Source organism: Actinomadura sp. 6K520 (assembly GCF_004349245.1).
In the GTDB taxonomy this organism is placed as follows: domain Bacteria; phylum Actinomycetota; class Actinomycetes; order Streptosporangiales; family Streptosporangiaceae; genus Spirillospora.
This window is the reverse complement of record NZ_SMLC01000217.1, coordinates 1-10,428: the sequence shown is the minus strand read 5'-3', so window position 1 is coordinate 10,428 and position 10,428 is coordinate 1. Positions and strand designations below refer to the sequence as shown.

Sequence of the window (10,428 nt, the reverse complement as noted above, 5' to 3'; positions counted from 1 at the left end):
GGTCAGGGGTCGGTGGGACGCATCCCGGCGCGCATCGCGAGCGTGATGGCCTCCAGCGCGGAGTGCATGTCGAGCTTCGACAGCAGGTTCTGCGTGTGGGTGCGGACGGTGTTCGCCGACAGCCCCAGCTCTTCCGCGATCTCCGCGCGGCCGAGGCCGTCCACCATGCACTGCAGGACCTCCTGCTCGCGCGGCGTCAGCCCGGCGAGGAGCCTGGCCCCGCCGACCGGCTCCCCGTCGCCGCGCACGAGGCGGCGCAGCACCTCGCCGAGGACGTCCGGCGGGATCCAGCCGCCCTGCCGGGCCGCGGACCTGATCACCCGCGCGACGAGGTCCGCGCTCTCGGTCTTCTCCAGCCAGCCCACGGCGCCGCGCCGGACGGCCTGGACCAGCGCGTCCAGGTCGCTCATCGCCGTGAGCACGACGACCCGCACGTCCGGGTGCGCCTCGCGGACGCGGCCCAGGACGTCGAGCCCGTTCTCCGCGCCCAGCGTCAGGTCCAGGACGAGCACCCGCGGGCGCTCGGTGGCGGTCAGCGCGAGAGCGCGCCGCACGTCGGCGGCGATCGGCAGGATCACCAGATCGGGCTCGCGGCCCAGCCGGGCCGCGAGGGCCTCGGCGAAGAGCGCGTGATCGTCCACGATGAGGACGCGGATCGGTTGCATCCACCGACCATGACCGCTGCCGGCGCGCGGCGGATCCTGCAAATGCTGTACTCGCCCGCCCACCGCACGTTTCGGACATCCGCCGGCCCGTCCGCCGCGCTCCCGAGATCTTCGCTGGTGACGGCCGCGGAAGAACTCGTGCGCGGACGCCCGGACGGCGCCGCCGGTTCACCGCCGTCCGGAGCCGGTCACCTGGGGTGCGGGCCGTTGACCCTCCGCGATCGCCTCCTGATCCTGAGCGTGACCACTTTCAGGGGACGCACGGCTATCAGGGGATGCCACATGAAAGTCCTGATCACCGGGGGAGCCGGGTTCATCGGCAGCACGATCGCCTCCGCATTCGCCGAACGCGGAGTGACGCCCGTGGTGCTCGACAGCCTCGTCACGGGCCGGCCGGAGTTCACCGACGGGAGGATCTTCTACCGGGGCGACATCGGCGACGGCGGGCTGGTGGACCGGATCTTCGGCGAGCACCCCGACATCGTCGCGACCGTCCACTGCGCCGCGCTGATCGTGGTGCCCGACTCGATGACCGACCCGCTGCGCTACTACCGGGTCAACCTCAGCAAGACCCTCGACCTCGCCGGCCACCTCATCCGCAACGGCCGCGACCGGATGATCTTCGCGTCCACCGCGGGGATGTACCGGCCCGAGCCGGACCTCTCGGTGTCGGAGTCCTCCGCGCTGGAGCCCCAGAACCCCTACACCCGCTCGAAGATGATGGCCGAGCTGCTCATGGAGGACCTCACCAAGGCGTCCAGGCTGCGGGTCGTCTCGCTGCGCTACCTCAACCCGATCGGGGCGGACCCGCGGCTGCGGACCGGCCTGCAGAACAGCAAGCCCACGCACGCCCTCGGCAAGATGATCGAGTGCCACGACCTCGGCGTCCCCTTCAAGATCACCGGGGTGGACTGGCCGACGCGCGACGGCACGGCGATCCGCGACTACATCCACGTCTGGGACATCGCCCGCGCCTTCTACGAGGCCGCCCTGCGCTTCGACTCGATCATCCCCCCGCTGGGGGACCGCCCCGGCTACCAGGTCATCAACCTCGGTACCGGTGACGGCACCACCGTCCGCGAGCTGGTGGACGCCTTCCGGGAGGTCGTCGGCGACGCCTTCCGGACCGAGGACGCCCCCGCCCGCCCCGGGGACGTCGTCGGCGCCTTCGTCGACCCGGCCAAGGCGCGGGACCTGCTCGGCTGGAAGGCCGAGTACACCATCGAGGACGCCATCCGGCACTCCCTCCAGTGGGCCGAACGCCGCCGCGAACTCGCCGCGTCCTGACCGGCCCGACCCTCCTCCCGGGCCCGCCGAACCCTCCCCGTGAGGGGTGCGGCGGGCCCGGCCCGTCGTGCACCGCCCGCGCCGCATGCCCGGCCAGCGCCGCATTGTCGCGTAAAGAACCCAGTGGTTACTCTATGTAGTTCTTTGTATACTTAGCGTTATAGTGTCGCTGTTCTGTACGGGTGGGGGCAGGTGCGCGGACTGAGGAATCATGAAGCGAGCATGCAGGGACAGACGTGTCCGGATCATCTTGGTGTCCGCCATGATCCTGGCCGCTCCGGCCATGCTGATCGTCCCGAAGGCGCGCCCGAACTCCGGCCGCGCCTGCGGCTGTGTCGTCGACGTCTCCTGCGCACCGCGGGAATCCTCCGGCACCGGGCCCTTGCCGCTGAACGCTCCGTACTCCGCCGGGCGCGCGGCGGCGACGCGCCATTCCGGGGAGAACGCGAACACCGGCCGGGATTCCGCCGTCTCGATCCCCGTGGACGACGCCGGTCTCGCCCTCAAGCTCAGTCTCTACCGAGGGCTCGGCGGCGGCGCGACCGGTTCGTTCACGCGGGACGCCCTGGCGCTCACCTTCGAGGGCGGCGCCGGTGTCGGCGGCTCCTTTTCCGTGGGCTCGGCCCTGGGGATTCCCCATAGCGGGGCCTCCTTCGAGGCGCGGGCCTCGATGAGCGGCCGGCTGCGCTTCCTCAACCCGCCCGACTTCGGCCTCACGCTGTCGGGGGACGGCAGGCTGCAGGCCTATATGGACGTCAAGACGGCGCACTTCCGCACCCGTTTCCGATCCAGGTCCGTTTCGCTGCCCGACGTGGCCGTCGCAGGGCAGGACGAGCCGCCGATGACCCGGCGGTCATGGAGCCTCGGCACCGAGTTCAAGGTCGCCGGCGCCTACACGGTCAAAATACCTTGGGGCCGTTTCTTCGACGTGTGGGAATGGATTTCCGGCCTGGCTCCCGGAGACGGGGACTCCCGGCCCCCGCCCCCGCCTTCCTCCGTCGACCACCCCGGCTATGCGGCGCTGCTCGGCCGCACCGTGTTCAAGCATCCTCGCGCTTCCCGGCCGCGGGGAAGCGGGCGCCGGGTGCGCGTCACGGTCCGCGCCGTCGCGCCGCGGAGAATGTGCGTCCTGCGGGAATCGAGGGCGAGCCGTACCACCCGGTCCCGTGCGGTGTTAGCGCCGGGAGGAACGCGCAGCGCCCCGGCACGGGACTGGCGGAACGGGGTGCGCCGCCGAAGGATGGGGCGGCTCGGAGTTCAGGCGGCCTGGTTCCAGGGCGGTGGACGGCCGGTCGCGATGGGCGTCACGGTCTTGCCTCTGGTTTCAGGCTCCTGAAGGCGGTAACTGTAGCGGCCTTCGGTGTCTCGGCGGACCGCGACCCGCCCGGGGTGCGCGGCCTTGTACCGGTTGTGGAAACCGCAGGTGAGAGTGAGCTGGTCGACGTCGGTGGGGCTGTTGCCCAGCGCCCAGCCATGGACGTGGTCGACCTCGCTCAATGTCCCGGGGACTTCGCAGCCCTGCACCGCACAAGTGGGGTAGAGGGCCTCAAGGGCCCGTCGCTGCCCCGGTGTGGCGAACCGTTCCCGGTATCCGAGGTAGAGCGGCACGTGACCGCGTCCCAGCAGCAGGGGCGAGACCCCGGCCGCCAGGGCGATACGCCGGGCCTGCTCGGCGGGGATGGGGGTACCGTCGGTCAGCCTTCCGGGTGCGGTGCCGCCGGTGAGGGTGTCCAGGTCGCAGATGACGGTGACCTTGGTGGCCTTGTGCCCGCCCGACAGCACGGAGGACAACGCCGCCGCAGTCCGCTCGGACAGGTCACGGCGGTCATCGGTACCGGCGGGCTTGGCAAGCGGCCCGAGCGTTCCGTCCCAGACGGCGGCGTCTTCGGCGTTCAGCCAACCCTTGATGTACCGCCCGCCGTCCAGAGAACGCGTCGAGTCGACCCAGGACCGGTCGTAGCCTCGTTGAGCATCGTCGGGTGCCCGTTCGGTGCCATCCCGCTCTGCGATCACGTCACGAATACGGCGGCCGAACGAAGCCACCTTTCCGGCGGAGAAGTCCTGATCGACCATGCCGAGCAGGATCTTCTCGGCGGCGCCGCAGTCCTCATCGTCAAGTCGGGCGACCGCGCCCGCGATGGTGGCGGCGTAACCGAGCGACAGGTCACCGGCCCTCCACCGTCCGGTGACCTCGGCCAGGCGGTGCCGCTGCCGGGCGAGGACGAGCCGTTCCTTGGCTCGGGCGTCGCGCATGCCGAGCCGGTTGCGCAGCCACGACTGCGTGGACGGGAAACCCCACCGCTGCACCTCACGACCGGCGTCCACGACGGAAACGAATCCGGCGAGGGCGGCCTCGTTCATGTCATTGGCCGTGGAAAGGGCCTCGGTGAGTTCCAGGCAGGCGGCCGCCGATTCGGGCGGCTCACGCCGGGCGAGTTCGGCCGCGATCGCGGACGCGGCGTTCACCAATTCCATGGTGGACGCCACCGCCAGATCGACCGCAACTCTTTCCATGCCCCAATTCTAAGGCCCACTCACCCCATTCACAGCCTGTAGCGGGGAGCCAATATTGTCACCACTGCGCCACATCGGAATTGAATGACGCCCAACAAAAGAACTAATCCGAAAATTCGGGCAAAGCCTCCCCCTGAAGAAATCTGCCGCCAATCCCATCCACTCCGTATCACAAACATCCGAAGCACATTGAAGGGCTGACGGCTGAAGGGCTGACGGTGGAGCTTCTTGGCTGGCGGTGGGGGCGGCGCGTCGGGCAGAGGGCAGGCGGAGCCTGCCCGACGAAAGCTGCACTCAGGGGCCGCAGAGGCTCCGAAGTCAAGGGTGGGACGGAGTCCCATCGCGAAGCGACGCCGAAGGCGCCCTTGACTTTGGAGGGGCGGCCCCGTACGCAGCGCCGCCCCCACCGCACGGCCACCGAATCACGGGCTAGCGAGCCACGAACTGCGGCCACGAAAATGACCGGCACGCGAAGCCGGCAAGGGACCTGGTGATCAGGCGTTCTTCAGAGACCGGGTGAGGTTCCTGAAGTCATGGGGGGTGAGGAGGAGCTTGGGTCCGTGGGGGTTCTTGCTGTCGCGGATGGCGACGGTGTCACTCATACGGGCGACTTCGACGCAGTCGCCGCCGTTGTTGGAGCTGCGGCTCGACTTGCGCCATGCGGCGGTGCTCAGGTCCACTTTTCCTTCGCCACCTTTGCTATCAGTTCGAGGGACTGGTCCACGGGGTACGCGGCGGACTGAATTGACGCGAACAGCCCGGTGAGCCGTTTGATTTCGAGACGATCGGTGGTCGTGTCGCCGCTGACTGCGTTGTCTTTGTACCCTACCTCGCCGCCATCCGGGAGCGTTCCGATGGCGAAGGCTCCGCCGATGCCCTCGTGCAGACGGAGCGGGGCGATCTGAAGGCGGACATGACGGCAGGAGACCGCCAGCAGGTGCTGAAGCTGGTCACGCATCACTTCGGGGTTTCCCGCGTCCCGAAGAAGCACGCTCTCGTCCATCACGTACATCAGACGTGGTGGTGTTGCACTGGCCAGGACCTCCTGCCGTGCCAGACGAGCCTCAACGGCGGGTTCGTCGTTGTCGAGCAGGTGGGCCGCGTAGGCAGGGGTCTGAAGAAGTCCAGGAACGACCAATGGCTGGTAGCTCCGGATCGCGTCGAACTTCGGTTCCTGCATGGCCCAGTCAGCGAACCATGCCGGGACGGCGTTGGCACCCTTGAACAGGCCGTCCCACATATGGGTCAGTGCCTCGCGGGTGTCGAGGACGCGGTCGGCCTGGACCGCGAGGAGCCGGTCGGGGCGTGACTCCCCGCGTTCCACGGTGCCGATCGTGCTCTTCGAGTAGGGCGCGCTGTCCTGGAGCAGGTCGCACAGGCCAGCGATGCTCAGCCCCGCGGCTTCCCGGTAGCGCCGCAGCTCGGAGCCGAACAGCGCTTTAGGCGACTCCCAGGGGCGCAGGTCGTTCGGACGTTGTCCCATTGCTTCGTCTCCCTTGACCGTGGACGGCCGGTGATGACCGGCCATGAGCGGCGGCCGCCGTGGAAGGGCGGTCATGCACACTCTTCGTGAGATTGCCAGTGCATAGAGTGACACGGGAGAGAAGATTTGACCACCCGAATTCGCGAACAAAATCGATCCGAGAGCTTGTTTCCTGTGATCGCTTAGAAGCCGACCACGAAGATAGGCGCGACCTCGCCTAAATTGCTCGCGCGCGCGCGAAGAGATGGCTCGTACATGACTTGCAGAGGCATTCCAGCAGCGGAACCTTGGGTGCGCCTACATCAGCCGTACGGTCGTCCCCGAATTGGTCAGCATCCACAGGCACACCCACAGGCACACCGACACGGACTTGGTTTCCGTGCACCCTCTTCTGGGCCAAGCCCATCCAGCAGTGAAGTTCGACCGCCGGTCGGGGGAGAGAGAGTATTACTCGTGTCCGAGGACTCGGCGGGTCCCGGCGGCGATCTCCAGGTCCTCGCGGGCCTCGATCACGAGCGTGCGGACGGAGGCGCCGGGAGCCGTGATGTCGGTGTCCTCGTCCGCCGCCCTGTTGCGGTCCGGGTCGATGGAGACGCCGAGGTAGGCGAGATCTTCCGCCAGGCGCATCCGGACGGACGGGTCGTGTTCGCCGACGCCTCCCGTGAACACCAGGGCGTCGAGCCCGCCGAGCGAGGCGGTCATGGCCGCGGCGCAGGCGCGGAGCCGGTGGTGGTAGACGTCCAGGGCGGCGAGCGCGGTCGCGTCGCGTTCCGCGGCCAGCCCGCGGATGCGGCGCATGTCGCCGGTCCCGGTGAGGCCGCGCAGCCCCGAGTCGCGTTCGAGCGCGGTGTTGACTTCCTCCGCGGAGAGGCCGTGCCTGACCAGCCACAACGGGATGCCGGGGTCGACGTTCCCCGCCCGGGACGCCATGACCAGTCCCTCCAGCGGCGTGAACCCCATCGTGGTGTCGACCGAGCGGCCCTCGGCGACGGCGCAGAGCGACGCGCCGGCACCGAGGTGGCAGACGACCGTCCGGGCCGGGACGGTGCCGAGCATCTCGGCGGTCCGGCGCACGGCGTAGGCGAACGACAGGCCGTGGAATCCGTAGCGGCGCAGCCCGAACCGCCGCCGCCACTCCTCGGGGAGCGCGTAGGTGGCGGCGGCGTCCGGGAGGGTGGCGTGGAACGAGGTGTCGAAGCAGGCGACGGCGGGGACGTCCGGCAGCGCCTCGGTGATCTCCGCCAGGGCCTCCAGTGACGCCGGCTGGTGCAGCGGCGCCAGGTCGGCGAGGTCGCGCAGCCGCTCGGTCACCTTGGCGTCGATCAGCACCGGCCCGGGGAAGTCGGTGCCACCGTGGACGAACCGCATGCCGATCGCGTCGGGGGGCGGCATGTCGGTGACCGTCGGGGCCATCTCGTGACCGACACCGGACTCCACCGCGAGGACGGTGTCGTCGTCGTCCAGGAGGCTCACCTTCAGGCTGCTCGACCCGGGGTTGACCGTGAGTACCCGCATCACCCGCTCCTCAGTAGCCGCTCCTCAGTAGCACTCCGTCACCGTAGGGCGTCTCCGCCCAATACGGCCAGGCCAGGCCAGTACGGCCAGGCCAGTACGGCCAGGCCAGTACGGCCGGGGCTCAGTACGGCCGGGGCTCAGTACGGCCGGGGCTCAGTACGGCCAGGTCCAGTCGCTGACCTCGGGTGCGTCCTCCCCGTGCAGCCGGGTGTAGGCGCGTGCCGCGAGCCGCTGGTCGGCCATCCGCTGCCGGATGTGGGCGACGCGCCCGCCGAGCGACGGGACGCGGTCGATGACGTCCATGACGAGGTGGTAGCGGTCCAGGTCGTTCAGCATGACCATGTCGAACGGCGTGGTGGTCGTGCCCTCCTCCTTGTAGCCGCGGACGTGCAGGTGCGTATGCCCGGTGCGGCGGTAGGTGAGCCGGTGGATGAGGTACGGGTAGCCGTGGAACGCGAAGATGACGGGCTTGTCGGTGGTGAACAGGGCGTCGTACTCGCGGTCCGGCATCCCGTGCGGATGTTCGGAGTGCGGCTGCAGCCGCATGAGGTTGACGACGTTCACGACCCGGACCCGCAGCTCGGGGAACAGCCGCCGCAGCAGGTCGACGGCGGCGAGCGTCTCCAGCGTCGGGATGTCGCCCGCGCAGGCGAGGACGACGTCGGGGTCGGCGCCGCCGTCGGTGGACGCCCATTCCCAGATGCCGACGCCGCGGGTGCAGTGCGCGATGGCGGCGTCCATCGGCAGCCAGTTCAGCGCCGGCTGCTTGCCCGCCACGACGACGTTGACGTAGTCGCGGGACCGCAGGATGTGGTCGCCGACCGACAGCAGCGTGTTCGCGTCCGGCGGCAGGTACACGCGGACGATCTCCGGCTTCTTGTTCAGAACGACGTCGAGGAACCCGGGGTCCTGGTGGGTGAAGCCGTTGTGGTCCTGCCGCCACACGTGCGAGGACAGCAGGTAGTTCAGCGACGCGATCGGCGCCCGCCACGGCAGGTGCCGGGTGACCTTCAGCCACTTGGCGTGCTGGTTGAACATCGCGTCCACGATGTGGACGAACGCCTCGTAGCTGTTGAAGAGCCCGTGCCGCCCGGTGAGGAGGTACCCCTCCAGCCAGCCCTGGCACAGGTGCTCGCTCAGCACCTCCATGACCTGCCCGGACGGGGCCTGGTGCTCGTCGGTGGGCAGCAGCTCGCCCTGGAACACGCGGTCGGTGACCTCGAACACGTCCTGGAGGCGGTTGGACGCGGTCTCGTCGGCGCCCATGATGCGGAAGTTGGACGGGTTGGCCCGTACGACGTCCCGCAGGAACTCCCCGAACTTGCGGGTGGGCTCGGTGCTGGTCGTGCCCGGCTTGTCGACCGGCACCGCGTAGTCGCGGAAGTCGGGCAGGACGAGCGGCTTCAGCAGCAGCCCGCCGTTGGCGTGCGGATTGGCGCTCATCCGGCGCTCGCCCTGCGGCGCCACGGCCGTCAGCTCGGCGACGGGGCGCCCCGTGTCGTCGAACAGCTCGTCCGGACGGTACGACCGCAGCCATTCCTCCAGCCGCGCCATGTGCTCGGGGTCGTCGCGCACGCCGCCGAGCGGGACCTGGTGGGAGCGCCAGGTGTTCTCGACCGGCTTCCCGTCGACCTCCTTCGGGCCCGTCCAGCCCTTGGGCGACCGCAGGACGATCATCGGCCAGCGGCGCCGCCCCTCGGCCCCGGCCTCGCGGGCGCCGCGCTGGATCTCGGCGATCTCGGTGAGCGCCTGGTCGAGCGCCGCGGCCATCTTGCGGTGCATGGATCCGGGCTCGTCCCCGCTGACCAGGAACGGCTGGTACCCGTAGCCGTCGAGGAGCTGGACGAGCTCCTGCTCGGGGATCCGGGCGAGGAACGACGGGTTGGCGATCTTGTAGCCGTTCAGGTGCAGGATGGGCAGGACGGCCCCGTCCTTCACCGGGTCGAGGAACTTGTTCGAGTGCCAGCTCGCCGCCAGCGGCCCGGTCTCGGCCTCCCCGTCCCCGACGATGCACGCGACGACCAGGTCGGGGTTGTCGAAGGCCGCCCCGTAGGCGTGGGCCAGCGAGTAGCCCAGCTCGCCGCCCTCGTGGATCGACCCCGGTGTCTCCGGTGCGACGTGGCTGGGGATGCCGCCGGGGAACGAGAACTGCCGGAACAGCCGCCGCATGCCCGGCTCGTCCAGCGACACGTCGGGGTACACCTCGCTGTAGACGCCCTCAAGCCAGGCGTTCGCGACGGCCGCCGGGCCGCCGTGCCCCGGGCCGATAACGTAGATCATGTCGAGGTCCCGCGCCCTGATCGCGCGGTTGAGGTGCGCGTAGCAGAAGTTCAGGCCGGGGGTGGTGCCCCAGTGGCCGAGCAGCCGCGGTTTGATGTGGTCCCGCTGGAGCGGTTCGCGGAGCAGCGGGTTGTCCAGGAGGTAGATCTGCCCCACGGACAGGTAGTTGGCCGCTCTCCAGTACGCGTCGATCTGCCGCACCTCGTCGTCGGTGATGGCGGCGGACTCGGTCATGACGGGTCCCTTTGTCCCTTCCGATCGGGGGCTGGGGAGGTCGGTACCGTCCCAGGAGGATCTTGGCGAGAGTTTCCCTCGATCAGCCACCTCAACCCTCACCGGAAGCCCATCACCGGCGGTGCCGGAGGCAAAGGGCCGAACGTCCCGGCCGTGGAGGCCGAGCAGGGCCACGGCGGCGGGTGCGTGCCGCCGCGGCCCTGTCCCCCCACCTGGATGTGGACGTCACCCGGTTACAGGGGCGGCCGCCGCGTACGGGGGCGCCGGTGTTCCCGGCACCGCAGGCGCGGCCTCCGCCCCGCCCCCCAGCGAACCGGTGGGAGCGTCTCCATCGGGTGCCTCGAAGCCTGCCGCTTACCCGCACGTAGGTTCACCGGTTCGCGCGTACGGTCGGCGGACGGTCGCGCATCTGCGACGAGAGGTCCCCGTCCGGGCGGGACGGGGACCTCT

General features: G+C 69.7%; 8 protein-coding genes. 2 read left to right on the top strand and 6 right to left on the bottom strand.

Going from position 1 to position 10,428, the window contains the following annotated elements:
• Nucleotides 1-2: 2 nt before the first annotated feature.
• Entirely contained in the window at nucleotides 3-665 is a 663-nt protein-coding gene (locus E1289_RS33325; protein WP_131987420.1) for a response regulator transcription factor, read from the bottom strand.
• A gap of 282 nt (nucleotides 666-947) precedes the next feature.
• Here E1289_RS33325 and galE point away from each other — a divergent pair, with 282 nt between their 5' ends.
• The gene (galE, locus tag E1289_RS33320) at nucleotides 948-1,952 is read left to right on the top strand and encodes a UDP-glucose 4-epimerase GalE (RefSeq protein WP_131987418.1); all 1,005 of its coding nucleotides are present in this window, start codon (nucleotides 948-950) and stop codon (nucleotides 1,950-1,952) included.
• Nucleotides 1,953-2,205: 253 nt separating this feature from the next.
• Nucleotides 2,206-3,288 (top strand): hypothetical protein, encoded by a 1,083-nt coding sequence (locus tag E1289_RS33315; RefSeq protein ID WP_131987416.1) that lies wholly within the window; start codon nucleotides 2,206-2,208, stop codon nucleotides 3,286-3,288.
• Here E1289_RS33315 and E1289_RS33310 read toward each other — a convergent pair.
• The 5 genes from E1289_RS33310 to E1289_RS33290 form a co-directional block, all read right to left on the bottom strand.
• Nucleotides 3,210-4,466: an HNH endonuclease signature motif containing protein gene (locus E1289_RS33310; protein ID WP_131987414.1), complete on the bottom strand. Its 1,257-nt coding sequence runs from the start codon at nucleotides 4,464-4,466 to the stop codon at nucleotides 3,210-3,212. The genes E1289_RS33315 and E1289_RS33310 overlap by 79 nt on opposite strands.
• A gap of 494 nt (nucleotides 4,467-4,960) precedes the next feature.
• On the bottom strand, nucleotides 4,961-5,146 hold the full coding sequence (locus E1289_RS33305; protein WP_131987412.1) for a DUF397 domain-containing protein: 186 nt from the start codon (nucleotides 5,144-5,146) through the stop codon (nucleotides 4,961-4,963).
• Nucleotides 5,137-6,024 (bottom strand): helix-turn-helix transcriptional regulator, encoded by an 888-nt coding sequence (locus E1289_RS33300; RefSeq protein ID WP_131987410.1) that lies wholly within the window; start codon nucleotides 6,022-6,024, stop codon nucleotides 5,137-5,139. The genes E1289_RS33305 and E1289_RS33300 overlap by 10 nt, the downstream gene beginning before the upstream one ends.
• A gap of 372 nt (nucleotides 6,025-6,396) precedes the next feature.
• The gene (locus E1289_RS33295) at nucleotides 6,397-7,464 is read right to left on the bottom strand and encodes an acetate/propionate family kinase (protein ID WP_131987408.1); all 1,068 of its coding nucleotides are present in this window, start codon (nucleotides 7,462-7,464) and stop codon (nucleotides 6,397-6,399) included.
• A gap of 153 nt (nucleotides 7,465-7,617) precedes the next feature.
• On the bottom strand, nucleotides 7,618-9,978 hold the full coding sequence (locus E1289_RS33290; RefSeq protein WP_131987406.1) for a phosphoketolase family protein: 2,361 nt from the start codon (nucleotides 9,976-9,978) through the stop codon (nucleotides 7,618-7,620).
• Nucleotides 9,979-10,428 lie beyond the last annotated feature (450 nt).

Excerpts from the sequence above, each read along its gene's own strand:
- galE (WP_131987418.1), top strand. The coding sequence starts at position 948 with ATGAAAGTCCTGATCACCGGGGGAGCCGGGTTCATCGGCAGCACGATC.
- E1289_RS33290 (WP_131987406.1), bottom strand. The coding sequence starts at position 9,978 with ATGACCGAGTCCGCCGCCATCACCGACGACGAGGTGCGGCAGATCGAC.
- E1289_RS33295 (WP_131987408.1), bottom strand. The coding sequence starts at position 7,464 with ATGCGGGTACTCACGGTCAACCCCGGGTCGAGCAGCCTGAAGGTGAGC.
- E1289_RS33310 (WP_131987414.1), bottom strand. The coding sequence starts at position 4,466 with ATGGAAAGAGTTGCGGTCGATCTGGCGGTGGCGTCCACCATGGAATTG.
- E1289_RS33325 (WP_131987420.1), bottom strand. The coding sequence starts at position 665 with ATGCAACCGATCCGCGTCCTCATCGTGGACGATCACGCGCTCTTCGCC.
- E1289_RS33300 (WP_131987410.1), bottom strand. The coding sequence starts at position 6,024 with ATGACCGCCCTTCCACGGCGGCCGCCGCTCATGGCCGGTCATCACCGG.